Source organism: Desulfobotulus sapovorans DSM 2055 (genome assembly GCF_059569355.1).
Map to the genome: position 1 here is coordinate 25357 of NZ_JCANVJ010000019.1, position 18652 is coordinate 44008.

17 protein-coding genes are annotated in these 18652 nt (G+C 54.2%); 9 read left to right on the forward strand and 8 right to left on the reverse strand.

Translation table 11 applies throughout. The annotated features are described in order from the left end of the window. The first annotated feature begins 201 nt into the window (after positions 1-201). Positions 202-1689 (forward strand): HD domain-containing phosphohydrolase, encoded by a 1488-nt coding sequence (locus BR04_RS12345; RefSeq protein ID WP_496356322.1) that lies wholly within the window; start codon positions 202-204, stop codon positions 1687-1689. 35 nt (positions 1690-1724) lie between these two features. After that, on the forward strand, positions 1725-2018 hold the full coding sequence (locus tag BR04_RS12350; RefSeq protein WP_496356323.1) for a hypothetical protein: 294 nt from the start codon (positions 1725-1727) through the stop codon (positions 2016-2018). Between the two features lie 199 nt (positions 2019-2217). Here BR04_RS12350 and BR04_RS12355 read toward each other — a convergent pair whose 3' ends face one another. Continuing rightward, on the reverse strand, positions 2218-3369 hold the full coding sequence (locus tag BR04_RS12355) for a ribonuclease D (protein WP_496356324.1): 1152 nt from the start codon (positions 3367-3369) through the stop codon (positions 2218-2220). A gap of 245 nt (positions 3370-3614) precedes the next feature. On the opposite strand from BR04_RS12355, the gene thrS reads away from it, so the two are divergent. The 5 genes from thrS to BR04_RS12380 all read left to right on the forward strand — a co-directional run bounded on the left by thrS (position 3615) and on the right by BR04_RS12380 (position 10443). Then, positions 3615-5528, forward strand: a complete 1914-nt coding sequence (thrS, locus tag BR04_RS12360) for a threonine--tRNA ligase (RefSeq protein WP_496356325.1) — start codon at positions 3615-3617, stop codon at positions 5526-5528. A gap of 53 nt (positions 5529-5581) precedes the next feature. After that, entirely contained in the window at positions 5582-6004 is a 423-nt protein-coding gene (locus tag BR04_RS12365) for a VanZ family protein (protein ID WP_496356326.1), read from the forward strand. 208 nt (positions 6005-6212) lie between these two features. Then, positions 6213-8462 (forward strand): ATP-binding protein, encoded by a 2250-nt coding sequence (locus BR04_RS12370; protein WP_496356327.1) that lies wholly within the window; start codon positions 6213-6215, stop codon positions 8460-8462. A gap of 141 nt (positions 8463-8603) precedes the next feature. Continuing rightward, complete coding sequence (locus BR04_RS12375; protein ID WP_496356328.1) at positions 8604-9509, forward strand: universal stress protein; 906 nt, start codon at positions 8604-8606, stop codon at positions 9507-9509. Between the two features lie 160 nt (positions 9510-9669). Then, complete coding sequence (locus BR04_RS12380) at positions 9670-10443, forward strand: NYN domain-containing protein (RefSeq protein WP_496356329.1); 774 nt, start codon at positions 9670-9672, stop codon at positions 10441-10443. Between the two features lie 114 nt (positions 10444-10557). On the opposite strand, the gene divK is transcribed toward BR04_RS12380, so the two are convergent. From divK to BR04_RS12410, 6 genes are all read right to left on the reverse strand, one after another. After that, a complete protein-coding gene (gene divK, locus BR04_RS12385; RefSeq protein WP_496356330.1) occupies positions 10558-10911 on the reverse strand; it encodes a DVU0259 family response regulator domain-containing protein in 354 nt (117 codons plus the stop codon). A gap of 57 nt (positions 10912-10968) precedes the next feature. Beyond that, positions 10969-11355, reverse strand: a complete 387-nt coding sequence (tmcA, locus tag BR04_RS12390; protein WP_496356331.1) for an acidic tetraheme cytochrome c3 TmcA — start codon at positions 11353-11355, stop codon at positions 10969-10971. Positions 11356-11372: 17 nt separating this feature from the next. Continuing rightward, a complete protein-coding gene (tmcB, locus tag BR04_RS12395) occupies positions 11373-12707 on the reverse strand; it encodes an electron transfer complex ferredoxin TmcB (RefSeq protein ID WP_496356332.1) in 1335 nt (444 codons plus the stop codon). A gap of 10 nt (positions 12708-12717) precedes the next feature. Further along, positions 12718-13380 carry a TmcC family electron transfer complex membrane anchor subunit gene (gene tmcC, locus BR04_RS12400; protein WP_496356333.1) on the reverse strand — a complete coding sequence of 221 codons (663 nt, stop codon included), beginning with the start codon at positions 13378-13380 and terminating at the stop codon, positions 12718-12720. A gap of 60 nt (positions 13381-13440) precedes the next feature. After that, positions 13441-14706, reverse strand: coding sequence for an electron transfer complex subunit TmcD (tmcD, locus tag BR04_RS12405; RefSeq protein WP_496356334.1), 1266 nt, complete (start codon positions 14704-14706; stop codon positions 13441-13443). Positions 14707-15135: 429 nt separating this feature from the next. Continuing rightward, a complete protein-coding gene (locus tag BR04_RS12410) occupies positions 15136-16590 on the reverse strand; it encodes a two-component system sensor histidine kinase NtrB (protein ID WP_496356335.1) in 1455 nt (484 codons plus the stop codon). 224 nt (positions 16591-16814) lie between these two features. Between BR04_RS12410 and BR04_RS12415 the strand changes: the two genes are divergently transcribed. Further along, positions 16815-17165, forward strand: a complete 351-nt coding sequence (locus BR04_RS12415; RefSeq protein ID WP_496356336.1) for a hypothetical protein — start codon at positions 16815-16817, stop codon at positions 17163-17165. Here BR04_RS12415 and BR04_RS12420 read toward each other — a convergent pair. Next, entirely contained in the window at positions 17155-17520 is a 366-nt protein-coding gene (locus tag BR04_RS12420) for a flagellar basal body rod C-terminal domain-containing protein (RefSeq protein WP_496356337.1), read from the reverse strand. The genes BR04_RS12415 and BR04_RS12420 overlap by 11 nt on opposite strands. Positions 17521-17678: 158 nt before the next feature. Here BR04_RS12420 and BR04_RS12425 point away from each other — a divergent pair, with 158 nt between their 5' ends. Further along, positions 17679-18608: an alpha/beta fold hydrolase gene (locus BR04_RS12425; RefSeq protein WP_496356353.1), complete on the forward strand. Its 930-nt coding sequence runs from the start codon at positions 17679-17681 to the stop codon at positions 18606-18608. Positions 18609-18652: the final 44 nt, after the last annotated feature.

The window sequence follows — 18652 nt, forward strand, 5'->3', positions numbered from 1 at the left end:
GTCCTCTTCAAAAGTCCATTTCAAATTTGACAAGTCCCTGCAAAAAAACTACTGTACCTTTAATTTTAAGGATTCTTTAACCATCGAATGCAGAAAAATACAACAGGGCAGATGCTCCCCCCTGCCATGAAGCTGTGGCAAAGTCTTTATCTTCCCTGATTTTTCCCATGCGGCGTGCTTTCCCGCCCGAATTGAGGTAAAATGCGTCACGTTTTTCCCGATGATTCTTCCGATACCCCCCTTTGCTTTGCTCCGGAAACTTTTACGAAACCCTCCTGCGCCCTGATGCCTTCACCTCCATGGGAAATTCTTGTGGCAGATGATGATATCGAGGTTCACCGCATCACACGCATGGTTCTCGCAGACTTCACATATGAAAACAGACCCTTGAAACTCCATAGCGTCTATTCGGGAAAGACCGCCGTGGAATTTGTCCGCAACAATCCACAGACTGCCGTCATTCTTCTGGATGTGGTCATGGAAAATGATAGTGCCGGTCTTATCGCGGCGAATCGCATCAGGAGAGAACTGGACAATAAAGCCGTACGCATCATTCTGCGAACCGGACAGGCGGGTAAAGCACCGGAAGCGGATGTGGTGTGCCACTATGATATCAATGATTACCGGGAAAAATCAGAACTGACCTCCCAGAGACTGCGCAGCGCCATTACCACGGCCCTCCGCAATTTCCGGGATATGCTCTCCATTGAACGGGAAAAAAACGCACTCCGGCATATCCTTGATACCACATCCCCCCTTGGGGTACAGGAAGGCGCTCCCGCCTTTGCCGCAACCGTGGTACATCAGGTCATGCGTATCCTTAAAAATCCGGAAAGCGAACCACGTCATCTGCATGTCCTTTTCACGGTCAGGGATGCCCAGGGAACAGGCTTCTGCTCCCATGAAAGTGCTCCCCTGACACATCCCGGTATCCTCCTCCCCCTTTCCTGCCAGTCCGCAGGGAACAGAATCCTCGATCTTCGCATCAGCGCCTTTCCCCAGATCCGTCAGGAGGAAGGAGAAATCCTGGCCATTTTCATGGGCCACATAGCCGACATCCTGGACAGGCTTCTGGATCACCACCCCAGGATCCAGAAGGAAACCCGCTTCAGCCATCTGCTGGAACATGCCCTGATCCGGAGCAAAAAGCGGGAAAGTCCGGGGCACCTGCAACGGGTAGGGGCCTTTGCCCATTTTCTGGCACAGAAAGCCGGACTCAGCCGGAAAGACGCTGAAGCCCTCCAGCTGGCAGCCCCTCTGCATGACATTGGCAAGATTGCCATCCCCCAGGATATTCTTGAAAAAAAAGGCGCTTTAAATCCGGAGGAAAAGGCTGTCATCCGCACCCATCCGGATATTGGTTATGCCCTTCTCCACGCAGAAGACAGGCCGGATCTTAAAAATGCGGCCATTGTTGCACGGGAACACCATGAACGGTGGGACGGTAAGGGCTATCCTCTGGGGCTTTCCGGAGAAAAAATTCATGTTTTTGGCCGCATCACTGCCATTGCAGATGTCTTTGATGCCCTTGTCCATGACCGCAGCTACAAAAATGCCTGGAGCCTTCCCCAGGCGGCAGATTTCCTGAAAAACAAGGCCGGAACACTCTTTGATCCCGCACTGGTTCCCTGCTTCATTGAGGATATGGACGCCCTGGCCCGTATCCACTTTCAGTGGCCGGAAGCCTGAATACCGGTCACCTTCCCCCCCCCTATGGAGGCCCCATGAAACGAAACTCCTGTTTTCTGCTCTTCACCACAGCCCTGATTCTTGCCGCATGCGGCGGTGTCAAACTCCAGCACTATGCACGGAAAAGCTGTGAAACGCCTCCGGGAGATCAGACCCTTGGCCTCATCGAAAACAAATGCGCCCTCTGCCATAAGGGCGATTTTGCAACAAAAATGGATATCTGTGAGAGAAAAGACCTGATTATTGATGCCGTTACAGCCAAAAGAATGCCCAGACTCAAAAGTCTGAGTCCGGAAGAACGGCAAACCATCATGGACTGGAACTTATAAAAAAAGCGCCGTAAATCCTTCCCCATGACCGAAAATCCGAAACGCCTTCCGGAAAAAACGGGCAGGCCTTTCGGATCACAGACTTTACAACCGTGAGTAAACTCCCGCCAGCCCACCCCCCGAAGGCCGCAGGATCATTTTATTTCTGTCAGTTTCCCCCCAGCGTACCGTAAAACCATCCTGCGGCCCAGTCTTTCCCTTAAGGATTTGACGTATGCTGGGCTTTGGATAAAACCCGCAGAATCCCCTCTCCCAGAAGAGTCTTCTGCCAGATACGCATATCGGGTATCTGGAGAAAGGCTTCCATGGACTTGGGATTGCGCTGGGCAAGCTGGGTTAAAAGGGCCTTGTTGCACAAAAGAGCGGGATCCAGATCCAGCTTCTCAGCCAACGCATCCCGCCATTCCTTGATGGCCTTCATTCTCAGAGAAACCGCAGGCTTGATACGCTCATTTTTCGTTTTGGGATAATACGGAAGTGTGCTTTCCGGAAGGGTCATGGCACCATGAATACAGGCAAGAAGGCTGCCACCATACATGGAAAGCTGCCGTGGACTGAGAACCTCTAGTTTCCGTATCCCCTCCAGGCTCTGCGGTCTGGCCTGGGCCAGACGCAAAAGGGCTTCCCCACCAAAAACCTTGAAAAGGGGCTTGTCCTTTTTTTCCGCCATGTCCATGCGAAAAGCCAGAAGAGCTTCCAGAACAGCAAGTCCTCTGCGATCCAGCCGCCCGGCTCCCTTGAAACGCAAAAAAAGGGGACGTTCCTCCACCTCCGATGCCCGTACCTGCTGCAGGAGGGCACACTCTTCCTGCACCCAGTCCAGACGTCCCTTTACGGCAAGCTCCGCTTCCAGAATCTCTGAGAGGGGCAGCAGATAACGGGTATCCCCTGCCGCGTAGGCGATCATTTCCTTGCTCAGGGGTCTCTGGGACCAATCCTTTTTCTGGAACCTTTTATCCAGCCTTACCCCGAAACGCGCCTGAAGTACCGTGTCGAGTCCCGAATTCCGATGGCCGAGAAAACGGGTGGCCAACTCCGTATCGAAAAGATTTTCCACCACAAATCCAAAATCCCGGAACAGGGAACGGATATCATAATCCGCCCCATGAAAAATCTTCCGTATGGCCGGATTGGCCAGTACGGGGCCTAAGGGAGAAAGATCGGGGATACACAAGGGATCCAGCACAAAATTCTGATCCTGAACCGCCAGCTGAATGAGACAAACCTTTTCCCGGAAATGAAACATGGAATCCGCCTCAAGATCCACGCCCATGCGATCTGTGGATCGAAACAGGGGCAAAACGGCTTCCAGATCCTCCTGGGTTTCAATAAGTGTATACGTAGGATCCATCCTTGTCCATTGATTCAACAGCTTGAAAAAACCCGATATTACACAATTTAATCCAGGGAATGCCTCCCCGTTTGCAGCCTGCCATGGTTCCACAATTTTCCTTGACCCGCAAGACCATTTCCCTTAGGTACATTCAAATGTACGGGTCTTTGCCATTTTAGCCATAACGGGAAGCTCCGGTACACCAGTTTGTTTCTCCCCAAAAAGACAAAAATCCATCATACCCCACACCAGGAATGGTTCCCATGATACGTATCACCCTGCCCGATGACAGCATCCGGGAATTTGACAATCCTCCCTCCGGCATGGACATTGCTCTTTCCATTTCCGAAGGGTTTGCCCGCAACTGCATTGCCATGGAAATCCATGGATCCCTCAAAGATCTGGATACCCCCATACGGGAGGATGCCCGGGTACGTCTGCTCACATCCAAAGACCCGGAAGCCCTCGAAATCCTCCGTCACTCCTCAGCCCATGTCATGGCCGAAGCCGTGATGCACCTCTACCCTGAGGCAAAGCTCACCATCGGGCCTGTGGTGGAAAACGGCTTTTACTACGATATTGACATGCAAAGTGTTTCCGAAGAGGACTTTCCCAGAATCGAAGCGGAAATTGAGGCCATCATCAAGGCCAAAAAACCCTTTGTCCGCAGGGAAATGAGCCGGGAAGAAGCCAGGGAACGCTTCAGCAACGAGCCCTACAAGCTGGAAATCATAGACTCCCTGGAAGGGGATGTCTTCAGTCTCTATGAGCAGGGGGATTTCATTGACCTTTGCCGGGGCCCCCACCTTCCCCACACAGGGCACATCAAAGCCATCAAGCTTATGCGGGTTTCCGGCGCCTACTGGCGAGCGGATCAGAGCCGTCAGCAGCTTCAGCGCATCTACGGCACCGCCTTTTTTGATAAAAAAGATCTGAAAGCGTATCTCACCCTCCTGGAAGAGGCCAAAAAACGGGATCACAGAAAACTCGGCGTGCAGCTGGATCTCTTCAGCTTCCACGATGAGGCACCGGGGATGCCCTTTTTCCACGCAAAAGGCATGGCCATCTGGAATGCCCTCCTCGACTACTGGCGGGAAGCCCACAGGGATGCGGGCTATGTGGAAACCAAAACCCCCATCATGCTCAACCGCATGCTCTGGGAAAAGAGCGGGCACTGGGAAAACTATCGGGAAAACATGTACACCTCCCGGGTGGATGAAATGGATTACGCCATCAAGCCCATGAACTGCCCCGGCGGCATGCTGCTTTTCGGCATGAAACCCCATTCCTATAAAGATCTGCCCTACAGAGCCGGAGAAATCGGACTTGTGCATCGCCATGAGATGTCCGGAGCCCTTTCCGGGCTGTTCCGGGTCCGGGCCTTCCATCAGGACGACGCCCATATCTTCATGACCCCGGATCAGATCCAGCAGGAAATTTTAGGGGTTCTCCATCTCGTAGACCGCATCTACGCCACCTTCGGCCTTGATTTTCACCTGGAACTGTCCACGCGTCCCGAAAAATCCATCGGCTCCGATGCCCAGTGGGAACAGGCCACCGAAGGGCTTCGGGCCGCCCTGGATGCCTACGGCAGGGGCTATCAGGTCAACGAAGGGGACGGTGCCTTCTACGGCCCCAAGATCGACATCCATATCCGGGATGCCATTGGCCGTACCTGGCAGTGCGGTACCATTCAGCTGGACATGGCCCTGCCCGAACGCTTTGACTTAAGCTACATCGGCCCGGACAATGAAAAGCACCGGCCCATCATGATTCACCGGGTCATCTATGGCTCCATTGAGCGTTTCTTCGGCATCCTCACAGAACATTTTGCCGGAAAATTTCCCCTCTGGCTGGCCCCGGTACAGATCATGCTGCTGCCCATGAACGATGAGCTCATTCCCGCCACCGAAGCCCTGCAGAAGGAACTTTCTGCCGAGGGCCTGCGCGTGGAGGTGGATACCCGCTCCGAAAGTCTCAAGAAAAAAGTGCGGGATGCCCAGCTCCTTCAGGTTCCCCTCATGCTCACCGTGGGGGCCAAGGAGATTGAAACTCAAACCTTTGCCGTGCGTACCCTGGATGGGAAGGTACTGATGGGAATGGAACGCAGTCTTTTCCTGGATACCGTAAGAGCCCATATCCGCAAGCGCTTCCTGAATCTTGATATTTTTGCATAAGCCCCGAAGCAGGGGGAACATCCCCCTGCTTTCACAAAAAGAAACGAAAAACCATGCCTGACACGAGCCTGCCCTTCCAGCCCTTTTCCAGAATATCGGGATATGCTTTTCTGCTTTTTCCCCTCATCTTTTACAGTCTTCTCATCTTCTGGCTCTCTTCCGGCCCGAGATCCGTCCCCTTGCCGGACTTTGCCTTCAAAGACAAATTTCTCCACTTCATGGCCTTCGGCTTCATGGGAATTCTGGCCTTCAGAGCCACACGGCTTCTTCCCATGAATTCCATGGTAAAACGGTATCTTATGGCCATTTCCTATGCCATCTTCTATGGAGTCTCCGATGAACTGCACCAGTATTTTGTTCCCGGCCGCCATGCGGATGTCCTCGATGTCGTTGCCGATGCCCTGGGGGCCTTTTTCTGGACGGCGGTTTATATGAAGATTCGGCACATTTCCACCTTCCGCCATCCCCTGCTCTGAATATGCCCGGCTTTCTGCCAGCCCCATGCTCTCCTTACAGACTGTTTCCCCTTGCAAGGTATCCAAAGTCCGTGGCCCTGTGGAAAGTCCGGAGTCCCCTGTCTCCGCCGATAAAAGCTTTGCTTTTTGGACGCTGAAATGATATTTTCACCAATCTTTTCAAAACACTCCGATCCGAATCCCCCCAACCCTGAAAAGCAAGGTGGCCATGCTGAAAATCCCCCAGCGCAGTATCTCCAGGGATCTTTCCATCAGTGTTTTTCTGCTTGTCTTCTTCCTCCAGACCCCCCTTGTTTTTTATTATTTCACCAGAGAAGCCCGCCAGATTTCAACGAGCTTCCACATTCAGAGTGAAAAAAATGCCCAGCACCTGAGCAAAATCCTGTCCACCCCCCTCTGGCAGATGGACATCCCCCAGGTGGAACGTATTGCCCTGGCCTTCACCCAGAACGACCCCAGTTCCGCCATCCGCATCCGGGATCCTTACGGTCATATTTTTTTTAATTCCATTCCCGAAAAACTACAGCAGTCACCCGGCAGCATCCTCTCCATGGAAATTCACAACCAGCAAAAGGTCATCGGTTATATAGACCTGTATCTTTCAAAGGAACCCTACAGGCAGGAGCTGGCCCGCCTGCGCAACCAGACGCTCTGGATTCTGGGAATTTCCTTTCTGGGAATTTATCTTGGCGTCCGTCTTCTTGCCCGCTTTTTCATGCGTCCCCTTCTCCAGTCCATCGCCAAAGGCCTGGAAAATATCGGAAACGGGCGCTATGAAGATGCCTTTCCCCGTATCCGGCACAGGGAAATCGGTGCCATGGCCGATACCTTCTACAATATGGCAAGCCGCATCCGCTCCCGGGAAAATGTCCTGCAGATGATGAATACGGAGCTCCAGACTGAGGTTCGGGAGCGCAAAAAAGCCGAGGAAGAGGCCCTGAGGAGTGAAGCCCGACGAAAAGCCCTTCTGGATGCCATTCCGGATATGATCTTTCAGTTTGATGCGGAAGGTGTTTTCCTCGATTTTCAAGGCGCAAAGGATTATCTTTACCTGGATCCCAATGCCTTTCTTCATCAAAAAGCCGATCTCGTTCTTCCCGAAAACATTGTAAAACTGATTCATGCCAACATCCGGGAGGCCCTTGCCACAGACAAGGCCCAGGTCTTTGAATACAGTCTGCCCCGTAAAAACAATCAGACGGAATATTTTGAAGCCCGCATGGTGGCGGCAACGGAACATACGGTGCTGGCCATTGTAAGAAATATTTCAGAGAGGATTCTTGCGGAACAGGAAAGAAAAAAACTGGAGGGTCAACTTGCCAGAGCGCAGAAAATGGAAGCTGTGGGCCTTCTGGCCGGTGGTGTCGCCCACGACCTCAACAATGTCCTTTCCGGGCTTGTGAGCTATCCTGATCTGCTCCTGAGGGAACTTCCGGAAAACAGCCCCATGCATCGCAGGGTACGGATCATTCAGAAATCCGGCCAGAAAGCCGCACAGATCGTACAGGATCTCCTGACTCTGGCCCGGCGGGGAGTCGCAGCGGAAGAGCAGGTACACCTGAACACCATCATTCAGGAGTATCTTTGCAGTCCTGAATTTGAAAAACTTTCGTCCTTCCATCCCCTGATGCGCCTGGAAACCCGGCTGGATGCCAGTCTGCCTTACCTGAAAGGTTCCGGACTCCATCTTGGGAAAATGCTCATGAACCTTGTCTCCAATGCGGCGGAAGCCATGCCCGATGGAGGCGATCTTGTCATTGAAACCCGGTACGATCCCTCCGGGGATCCCTCATTTCCTCAGGGCACCCTCCTTCTGTGTGTCAGGGATACGGGACAGGGAATTCATCCGGAGGACAGGGAAAAAATCTTTGAACCCTTTTACACCAAAAAGGTCATGGGACGCTCAGGAACAGGGCTTGGCATGGCCGTGGTATGGAGTACGGTGCAGGATCACCGGGGACGCATTGAGGTGGACAGCGCACCGGGAAAGGGCTGCCTGATTTCTGTCCGTCTTCCGGCAAGCCCCGATCTCCTTCCCGCCCCCCAGGAATCAAAAGAAATTTCACTGGGATCCGGACAGCATCTCCTTGTGGTGGATGACCTTCCCGAACAGCTTGAAATTGCGACACTGATGCTGCAAAGCCTGGGGTATCGGGTCTCAGCCGTGACAAGCGGTGAGGAGGCCCTTTCCCAGCTCTCTTTCCTCAATCCGGATCTCGTGCTGCTCGACATGATCATGGGCAAGGAAAAGATGGACGGACTGGATTGCTTTCTCCACATGCGCACCCTCATGCCGGAACTGAAGGTGCTGCTGGTCACAGGTTTTTCCGAAGGAGAACGCATCAAAGAGGCCCTTGCCCTGGGAGCCCTCGGTTATGTGAAAAAGCCCTATACACGGGATTCCATTGCAAAGGGTATTCACGAAGCCCTCCATTTCCCGGAAAAACGACAGCTGTGAACTTGCGGCTTTTTTGTATCCCTCCCCTTCTGCCCCCCTTGTATTCCTGCTGCCATGCTCTTAGAATAAGCCCATACACATTCATGTCGTACGGGTCATCGCGAAGGTTCCCATTTCATCCCCAGCCAAAGGAGGCAGACCATGCGCATACCATTCCATCGAATTCTCTGCACCACAGATCTTTCGGCCTACGCCAACCGGGGTATCCGCTATGGCCTTGCCATGGCCCGCACCCTCAATGCGGAACTCCATCTCTGCTCCATCATTGATCCCATTCCCCTCATCTATGCGGAAGGAATGCGGGATCCCGGCGGGTATGAGGAAAAAATGGAAAAAAAGGCCACGGAAAAAATGCGGGAGGCCATGACCGATGTCGCCGTCCCCTGGAAAAGCGTGGTTCGCACCGGCCATCCGCCCACCCGCATCACGGAACTTGCCGATGAGATGGATGCGGATCTGGTGATTGTCACCACCCGCCCCGGATCGGGCCTCAAAAAATTTTTCATGGGTTCCACATCAGAAGAACTGATCCGCACCCTCAAGGTTCCCCTGCTCATTCTCCGGGATATGGAACCCGAAGCCCTCGTGGAAACCCCAGACGGCCCCTCCCTCCACCTGAAACAGATCCTTGTGGGCTACGATTTTTCCTATCACGCCACCATGGCCCTGCGCTATGGCCTGAGTCTTGCCCAGGAATTTGAAGCGGAACTGCATATTGTCCATGTGGTTTCGGAAAACCAGTTCAAGGCCTTTATGGCGGACAGTCCCGCAGGCGAACGGATCCGGCACCAGAAGGCAGAAATGGAAAAACTGAAAGAAAAACTGGATTCCCTTGTCCCCAGAGATGCGGAGGTCTGGTGCAGGCATAAAACCCAGGTTCTTCTGGGAGAACCCCACACGGAACTGCGGAAATACGCCATGACCCATGCCATCGACATGACCCTGGTAGGCTCCCGTGGCATTTCCCTTGCCGAATCCATGCTCATGGGTTCCGTGACAGACAGGCTCATCCGGGAAAATCCCTGCCCTGTGATGTCCGTACACTGAAACGGTTTCCGCGTATTCGCAAACCTGACCCGGCCCTGTAAAAGGTGCCGGGTTTACTTTTCCGGTTTTCCTGATGACAGAAAACAGGCTATGGAAGAACAAGGCCTTTTCCGATGTGGGAAAAGGCTGGCGTTGAAGCCATGGAAAAAGGGGAGAAAAAATGCTGAAAGCCGGAATTTTTCTGGATATGGAAAACTTAAGCCGCAATGGCGGCTGGGGTATCCGCTATGAGGTCATCAAGGAGCTGGCCGAAGCCCAGGGCACCATTGTCCTCCGGGCCAACGCCTATCTTGCCGTGGATGTGGAGCGGGAACGTCAGGAAACAGGATACAGAATCCGCAATGAAAACTACAGGGCAGCCATCCGCAGAAACGGTTTCCATCTCATCCGCAAAGAAGTGCGGCGTTACTACGATTCAGAAGGAGAACTGGTGGTCAAGGCCAATGCGGATCTGGATCTTGCCGTGGATACCCTTCTTCAGGCCGAAAATCTGGATTATATCCTCATCGGATCCGGAGACGGAGACTTTCTCCGCCTTGTCCGCGCCCTCCAGAACCGGGGAAAACGGGTGGATCTGCTGTCCTTTGCCAATACCAGCGGGGATCTGATGCGGGAGGTGGACAACCATTTCTCAGGCTTTCTCATTCCGGGGATCCTCGGGACGGACAATACCCAGACACGGAAACGGGGAATTCTCCATGCCTACAATGAGGACAGGGGCTTCGGATTCCTCACCATGCGTACCGGTCTGGGAGCCATGGAAATGCGCCATGACATTTTCTGCCACATCAACGATATCACCGCCGATGGCGACCCCGTGGACTCCCGCTATGTGGCCGAACTCCGTAACCGTCAGATCATCCTGGAATTTGACCTTGTCCAGACCCCGGAAGGTCCCAAGGCCGTGGATGTTTCCGAATTCGAATGGCGCTGAGATAAAAACCCGCTTCTGACCGAGTTCTTTTGGAGGGAGTCGCAGCTATGGTTCCCAGGCTCCAGCGCGGGAACCATAACTGTGATAAGGTGGGAATCAGAAAAAAAGCACCACTTAGCCGATGGTGTTTTTGATAATGCCCACAAGCTTTTCCGGATCAAAGGGCTTTTCGAGGTAGGCGATGGCTTTATTGATGGAAAGGTGCCGGCTCTGCATACCGGAAATCACAATTACGGGGATATTGGCAAACTCCGGCTTCTTGGTCATGCGACGGTAAAAACGCGGGCCCCACTCATCGGGCATTTCCAGATCCAGGGTAATGAGATCCGGCTTTTTCTTCTCCAGCATTTCCGAGGCCTCAGGCCCGGATGCGGCCCCCCAGGCCTCATAGCCATTGTCATTGAATACATTGATCAGATATTTGCGGATAATGGGGTCGTCATCCACCACCATGATTTTTTTCAGCATGCCGCACCTCCTCAAAAAAAACCGGCGTAAGGGCAGGGGCTTCAGACCCCTGCGGGATCAGGGGGTTTTGTGACAGCCTGCACAGGTTACAGGCCCGGCCTTCTGCTCGATATGACAGCTGCGGCACTGCTGGTGATAGGCTTCAATGACCGGCAGAATATCACCGTCCTTCCCCATATGACACTCCGAACAGCTCACACCTTCCGAAGATTCAAACTCCAGCACTTTGCCATCCTCATACACATGATGACAGGTGGCGCAGTCCACCACACCGGCGGTCTCCATGTGCATCTCATGATCAAAAAACACATCTCCCCGGCTCTTCCGGGAAAAGGCGGGGTCTGTCACCGTCCCCTCGTCTATACCGGAAAAGGCGTTGATGGAAAATACCATCAGACCCAGAATGGCAATAAACAGCAAGACTGCCATGGATTTTTTTAACATGGGCACTCCTTTACCCCTCATGCGGGCTTTTCCATAACCTCGTAGATGATATCCCCGAAAAACTTCAGCTCCATCTCCACCCCATAATGGTGAATGATGTCTTCGAGGCCGCCATGGCAGTTGTGGCAGGGAGCAATGACAATTTCCGCGCCCTGGGCCTTGGCATTGAAAAGCTGCTTGGCCTTGACGGAATTGGCCTCCACCCGTTTGTCCTTGAAGGGAGGGCCGCAGTTAATGATCCCGCCTCCGGCATTGCAGCAGATGTTGTGCTCCCGGTTAGGCGTCATTTCCACCACGGTATCGCAGAGGGCGTGGGCCAGCTCCCTGGCCTTCTCGTAGAGTCCCATGCCCCTTGCAATGTTGCAGGGGTCGTGCAGGGTGACGGGCTGGGTAAATTTCTTTACAATGCGGATTTTTCCCGTGGTGACCAGATCATGATAGAACTCCACGGCATGAACAACGGGAAGGGGCGGCATTTTATACCCCAGCCAGCGGTTGCCCACATCATAAACGGAACGGAAGGCATGGCCGCACTCGCCCATGACAATCTTTTTCACCCGAAGCTGTGTGGCCGCATCGAAATGCGCCCGCTTGATGCGACCCATCATCTCACTGTCGCCACTGAACATGCAGAGATCGGAGTTGTCCCAGCCCGGCATGGAGGGCATGGTCCAGTCCGCTCCTGCGGCTTCAAAGATCATGGCCGCCTGATAGATGAGCTGGGCGCGGAACTTGGGCTCCGGCCCGATCACGGAATAAAAGATCTCCGCCCCTTCCCTGTCCAGAGGAATACGGATGTCCGGGGCCTCGTCTCTGGCCTCTTCTTCCTGCCAGAACAGGGTGTCCACCCACTCGTCCCCATTGATCCACATCTGGTTGAAGTGCACGGACTGGCTGTGGGCCGTATCCTGCATGTACCGGGGCACCACCCCCAGAAGATGGCAGATACGGCGGACCAGGGTCATCAGATAGCCCACATCAATACCAAAGGGGCAGTAAAGCACGCATTTCTTGCACAGATTGCACTCGCTGTAGGCCACCATGGCCGCTTCCCGGATAAAATCCGTGGATACCCGCCCCTTTTTCTGGAGCATGACCCCGATGGTCCGCTTCACCTTGCCCGCGGGCGAAAGTCTCGGATCCCGGTTCATGGAGACAAAGTGATGGCAGGCATCCGCGCAGAGACCGCAGTGCACGCAGGTACGGACATAGGTTTTCAGACGGGCACCCGCCTCCCGGTTCAGCACCCGCTGGATCACCGCCTCAATGCGCTCCGGTGTGAGACGGGCAAGGCCCGCCTCAATCCCCTCATCCACAATGGTTTTTGCCGTCTTGGTTCCCTCTTGTGCCATGATGCCTCCCTTACCAGTCCCGGGCATGGCGGATACCGCCGAATTCAGAGCCCATATAGCCACGCGTCATGAAAAATGAAACCATATGCCCCAGTCGGGTAAAGGGAATGGCCATCAGAAGCACTTCCCCGGAAAGGATGTGAAACACCGTGGCCCATTCCGCTCCCCACCAGCCCCTGTAGGCCCAGAGTCCCGTGAGAAAAGGCAGGGCGATCATGAAAAGAATGAGAAAATCCGACAGCGTGCTCAGATACCGCACCTCCGGCAGAAGGATTCTTCTTCCCGCAAAAAAGCACAGGGCCAGCAGCACGACCCAGGCCAGGGCCTCCACAAGGATATCCGGAAGGGTGGGCCAGGACAGACCAAAGGCCTCGTACACGAGAATCACATGGCCGAAGATGAAAAAGGGCATGAGCACCATGCCGAAATGAAAGACAAAGGTGACCGCCGTCATCACGGGATGACGGCGCATGTTCACCGTGGCATAGGGTGTCAGCCAGCGGAGGATGGATCTCAGGGCATAACGGGGGTGAAAATAGTAAAGAACCATCCGGTCCGATGCCGTCTGCCGGAAAGCCGTGACAATGCGGTAGACGCAGCCAAGGACAAAACCGGAGATGGCCAGAAGAGCCAGCGGCCCAACCGCAAGGGCATACAGGGTTTGCAGGGTCATGGAACCTCCTTATGTCAACATCCGGGCCTGAAAGCCTTGATAGAAGGCCTTCAACAGGCCCTATCCGATTTCCAGAACTTCCCGGAAAATCTTCCCGGCAAGGGCACCCTCGCCACCAATGCCACGGATCAGAACACGTCTGCCATCCGGGCTGAACACAGGATCCCAGGCAAAGGCAAGGCCCGAAGCCAGGGCTTTGCCGTCCACATACACGGCAAAGGCCCCTTTGTGCCGGGCGCGGCATCCAAGACGCTCCCCATCGGGGGAGAACACGGGTGCCCAGATCTGCTCAAAGCGGCAGTCCCAGGGAGTATCCTCACAGAGTACGGTCCAGTGCTGATCCTTCTTTCCCGTACAGGCCAGACGTCTGCCATCGGGGCTGAACACAGGATCCATCACCATATCCCCAAAGCTCTGCTTCCAGATCCGGCCCCCATCCGCCAGAGTCCATTTCCCGAAATCCGGGGCGCAGATCCCGGCAAGCCTTCCCGTTCCCGGATGTTCGGTGAGCTGCCAGAGCTGCACAAAGGCCTCATTCCAGAGGGGCTCACCGTTCACCACCAGACGCCACTTGCCTCCGGAGCGGGCGGGAACCGCCACCCTGCCATCCTTCAGAAAAAGGGGCTCCCAGACCCCGTCAAAGCGTTCATTCCAGCTTTTGCCATCCACCACCACCGTATAGTCATACAGGGTGGAGCGGGCCGCTGCGGCAATACGGTCTCCGTCCGGAGAAAAACGCACATCCCAGAGATTGACAAAATTCTGGTGCCAGGGGTTACCGTTCACCGCCACGGTGAAACAGCCGCTCTGGAACTTTTCGATATCCCCTTCCTGCAAGGCCACGGTCTGCACCACAGCCGCCACACGATCCCCGCCCGGAGCCATGGCCAGATCATTGATGGCAAAAAAGGTGCGCTCCCAGACTTCCCCATTCAGAAGAGCCGCATACTGCCGTCCCTGCTGCACGCAGGCGGCCATATGCCTGCCATCCGGACTCTGAAGGGGAGACCAGAGAAAATCAAAGCTCTCTTCCCAGGGTTCCCCATCCACCACCACAGACCAGGCCCCCACTTCGGAAGCCAGACAGGAAAGACGCTGATCTGCCCCATAACGAAGCTTCCAGATCCTGTCCCAGCGTCCCTCCCAAAGTTCCTGATTCCGGATAACGGAATATTCCCCCTCATCGGCACGGACAAGGGCTGCGGCTTCTTCACCGTCGGGCCGTATCACCGGTTCTTCCACATAGCCATACCCTTCTTTCCACTGGTGCAGATCTGCCACAGCCCGCAGGCCGACCTGCCAGTCCCAGGCTGTGGTATCGGTCAAATTTGCAGATATCTCCTCTGTATGCATCATCGGCGCATCTCCTCAGAAAGTTCGATGGACTTTGAAGGGCCACCGCCGGTTTCCCCTGCAAACGCCACTCGTGATGAAAAGGATGAAAAGCAAGTTACGGGCCAGATTCGGTTCTGACTCAAAAAACCTCTCAAATGACCGTTTGAGATCTGCCTTTTGAAGAAAAACAACGACAGGCTCCGGACTTTTCAAAAAAACGCCTGAACAGACACAGGGGAGGAATCCGGAGGAGGACGGCCTTGGCGCCCGGTACGATGTTCCCAGGCTGACGCATGGGGATTATCGCTGAAGCAACGTGGTCATCCCTGAAAAAAATAGGGCTGGAGGCGTGAGGGATATGCCCCGGAAAGGGCCTATTTTTCGGACATCAGAAGGGGAAGTACGTTTTTCAGGACTTTTTCAGGTCGCAAGACTGCGGTTTCCCTTCACCGTGTCCTTCAGGATTTTGGGCATGGACAGGGTGAACACCGTGCCTTCTCCCGGTGCGGACTGCACCCGGATGGAGCCCCCGTGCTGATGAATGATACGGCTGGTGATAAAAAGGCCAAGGCCCGTTCCGCTGCGGCCTTTGGAAGAAAAAAAGATGGTGAACATACGCTTTCGGGTTTCCTCGTCCATGCCCACCCCGTTGTCCCGGATCTCAATGAGCAGCTCATTGCCATCCTCGGACTCCCGTCCGTGCATTTCGATGCGGTGGCCCTCCTTTTCCCTGTCCTCCGTGCAGGCGTCCAGGGCATTTTCCAGAAGATTGATCAGGGCCGTCCTGAAAATCCCGGCGTCCACTTCAAAAAAATCCAGACCGGAATCAAAACAGGAAACAAAATAAATCCCCTGCACCCGGATACGGGGTGCCATGGTCTGAAAAACATCCTCAAGAAAACTGAGGGCGTCCACCCGTTCCCAGTCCAGGGGCCTGTCCTTGGCATAGAGCAGAATATCCAGCACCAGACTGCGCAGGCGCTGGGTAATGTGTTTCACGGCCTCAAACCCCTCTTCCACTTCCTCATCCCGGTGTTTGCGAAAACCGGAACTCATCAGGTAAATACCGCCATCCATGCCCGTAAGAAGCCCCTTGATACTGTGGGAAAGGGTACTGATCATAAGCCCCAGATGGGAAAGATGCTCACGTTCCTTATAAAAACTGGTAATGTCCGTCCCCACCATCATGATTTCCTGGAAACCGCCATTTTCATCATAAATGGGAGCAGACCACACCAGAAGGCGTACTTCTTCCCCTCTCCGGTTGGTCATCACCATCTCAGAATGATGCATGGCACCATCCTGGATGCTTTTTTTCAAAGGGCAGTTTGGACAGGGAGAGGAACGTACCTGAGGATCATCCCGGTACACCATGTAGCAGGGCAGGCCCGCCCGTACACCGAAATCCCTTGAGAAACGACGGTTTACCGCACGGATATTGCATTCTTTCCCCTGTATGGTGATGTAACAGGGGGCGCTGTGAAAAAAGCCTTCCAGCCGGAGAAGCTCCTTTTCCTTCTGGATACGCTGTGCATGACGCCGCAGCAGGGCCGTAATATCCGTGGCTCTGAGGGGCAGAAAAAGCAGATCCACAACGCCTCTGTCCATACAGCGCAGCATGTCCTCCTCCTGCTCCGGATTCCCCAGAACCACAAGTTCGCATCCATCCGAAAAACTGCGGATACGCTGGGAAAACATTTTTGCCTGTTCAGGATCCGAGGGGATCTGCCAGATCACAAGATCCGCATTCCAGGCAAAGGGTTCCGCACTGCCGGGAGGATGCACCTGGAGGCTCACCTTTTCCGGATCCAGAAAGGGCGACAAAAGAGATATGCTATCGTTATCTTTTGGAATCCACATGACACACAGAGACATAGGCACCGTTCCGTCAGGAAAAAAACAGGTATGGGTTGATTTTCAGTCTCATTTCTGCTGTCCTGTAAAGGTCAGAACATGAAGGGTATTTATGCAAAAAACCAGCCACAGTCATGATTCTGCCCGGCAGGAACCCCGGACTGTCAAGGAAAAGACCCCAGATACCGAATAAGGAAAAAGAGTATCTGGCATAATCATCAGATCTGAACCGTAAGGAGAAAGCCATGCGTATCCAGAACCTCCGCCTGTTCTGCTTTTTTTCTGCACGCGTTTTTCTCCCCCCCTTTTTCTGTCTTCTGGTTCTGGGGCTGCTGCTGATCCCCCTTCCGGGGGATGCCCAGGAAGCTCCCCGCCATCCCAGCCCGGACTGGACACCACCGGGCAACCGCAGCAACTATCCCGGCTATGCCATCCGTCAGCAGAAAAAACAGAACCATCCCACCTGGCAGAGAAATACAAACCGCCCCGGAGGCAATACCCGGGGCGGCGGTACAACAAATTATTATGACTACCGATCCATATCTGAACAGACAGGACGCATGGAAAACCGGAAAAGTGAAAAGATCATTCCCTGATGGAAAGAAGACTGCCCAGCATGTCATCTGCCGTGCGCAGCTGGCGGGCATTGGCCGCATATCCTGCCGTATCCCGGATCGTAAGAGTCATTTCCCTGGCAAGATCCGTTTCCGAAGGCAGAATCCGGGAATCTTTCCCCTTCCCTTCTTCCGGCAGATCGGGACGCTGCACAGGCAGTTTTTCCTTCTCCGCCACATGCACTTCAGGCCCGGTTCGAGGCAAGCCTTCCACCAGAACGGCGTCCTGGGTCTTGAATCCGTCCGTATTCACATTGGCAACATTGTGGGCTGTCGCAGAAAAACGTGTACCAATGGCCTTCATGGCCTGGACTCCGGATCCGATGGCTGGCAGCATGGCGTCCTCCTTTTTTCTGTATCAGAACAGACAGATCCATAAAAAAGCTTCATCGTTTAAGATCATAGGCACTCCCGGAGCCAGGGTCAACACAATACCCGTACGGTTTCCTCTTTCGCATCCCCTACCCCCCAACGGAAGGAAGTTAAAAGGTGAAAATGCTTCGTTTTGTCCTGCTGGCTGTGGCTGCCCTTGCGGTATGCCTCTTCGGCTTTGTCCAGTTTTTTCCGGAAAAAGCCCTGATGTTCGCCCTGGAGGGAGAACGCAGCAAATCCCAGCTTGTCCGAAAAGAGATCTCCCTTGGAAAAAACCTGCACTATGTCTTTCTCGAAGGCGGCCAGGGAGAAGCCCTGATGCTGCTCCACGGATTCGGAGCCAACAAGGACAATTTCACACGTATCGCCCGCTTTCTCACCCCCCATTACCGCGTCATCATTCCCGATCATACGGGATTCGGTGAATCCTCCAGACCGGAGGGCGCGTCCTACACCCCCACAGAACAGGCAAAACGGCTCCATGAACTGGCTTCGGCCCTGGGAATTTCCAGAATACACCTCGGAGGCAGCTCCATGGGCGGACAGATCGCCCTCCGGTATGCCAGCCTCTACCCGGAAAGTGTGGCCAGTCTCTGGCTTCTGGCTCCCGGAGGACTCTGGGGAGGGCCTGTGGCGGATATCTGGAAACAACTGGAAAAAGATCCCCAGGCCATGAATCCCCTGATCCTGGAAAAAGAAGACGATGTCATGGCCCTGGTTTCCCTTGTCATGGAAAAACCACCTTTCACGCCCAGGGCCTTCCTTAAGGTGATCGCCAGGGAACGCATGAAGAATGCCAGCCTTGAAAACCAGGTGTTCACCGATATCCGCAGCGACAACGTGACAGAAGATATCCGCGGACTGGCTATTCCCAGCCTCATTGTCTGGGGAGAAAAGGACAGGGTACTGCACCCCGGCAATGCGGATCTGCTCCATGAACTGCTGCCCAATTCCAGGCGTATCCTCATGGAAGGGCTGGGCCATCTGCCCATGATGGAGGCACCGGAAAAAACAGCAAAGGATTTTCTTACCTTTCAGGGCATCAGAAAGTAAGGGAAAAAATCCGGAACCCTCAGCAGCATGACGGTATTCCGGAT

Coding starts and splice junctions, on each gene's coding strand:
- BR04_RS12345 (WP_496356322.1), top strand. CDS start 202: ATGCGTCACGTTTTTCCCGATGATTCTTCCGATACCCCCCTTTGCTTT.
- BR04_RS12350 (WP_496356323.1), top strand. CDS start 1,725: ATGAAACGAAACTCCTGTTTTCTGCTCTTCACCACAGCCCTGATTCTT.
- BR04_RS12355 (WP_496356324.1), bottom strand. CDS start 3,369: ATGGATCCTACGTATACACTTATTGAAACCCAGGAGGATCTGGAAGCC.
- thrS (WP_496356325.1), top strand. CDS start 3,615: ATGATACGTATCACCCTGCCCGATGACAGCATCCGGGAATTTGACAAT.
- BR04_RS12365 (WP_496356326.1), top strand. CDS start 5,582: ATGCCTGACACGAGCCTGCCCTTCCAGCCCTTTTCCAGAATATCGGGA.
- BR04_RS12370 (WP_496356327.1), top strand. CDS start 6,213: ATGCTGAAAATCCCCCAGCGCAGTATCTCCAGGGATCTTTCCATCAGT.
- BR04_RS12375 (WP_496356328.1), top strand. CDS start 8,604: ATGCGCATACCATTCCATCGAATTCTCTGCACCACAGATCTTTCGGCC.
- BR04_RS12380 (WP_496356329.1), top strand. CDS start 9,670: ATGCTGAAAGCCGGAATTTTTCTGGATATGGAAAACTTAAGCCGCAAT.
- divK (WP_496356330.1), bottom strand. CDS start 10,911: ATGCTGAAAAAAATCATGGTGGTGGATGACGACCCCATTATCCGCAAA.
- tmcA (WP_496356331.1), bottom strand. CDS start 11,355: ATGTTAAAAAAATCCATGGCAGTCTTGCTGTTTATTGCCATTCTGGGT.
- tmcB (WP_496356332.1), bottom strand. CDS start 12,707: ATGGCACAAGAGGGAACCAAGACGGCAAAAACCATTGTGGATGAGGGG.
- tmcC (WP_496356333.1), bottom strand. CDS start 13,380: ATGACCCTGCAAACCCTGTATGCCCTTGCGGTTGGGCCGCTGGCTCTT.
- BR04_RS12410 (WP_496356335.1), bottom strand. CDS start 16,590: ATGTCTCTGTGTGTCATGTGGATTCCAAAAGATAACGATAGCATATCT.
- BR04_RS12415 (WP_496356336.1), top strand. CDS start 16,815: ATGCGTATCCAGAACCTCCGCCTGTTCTGCTTTTTTTCTGCACGCGTT.
- BR04_RS12420 (WP_496356337.1), bottom strand. CDS start 17,520: ATGCTGCCAGCCATCGGATCCGGAGTCCAGGCCATGAAGGCCATTGGT.
- BR04_RS12425 (WP_496356353.1), top strand. CDS start 17,679: ATGCTTCGTTTTGTCCTGCTGGCTGTGGCTGCCCTTGCGGTATGCCTC.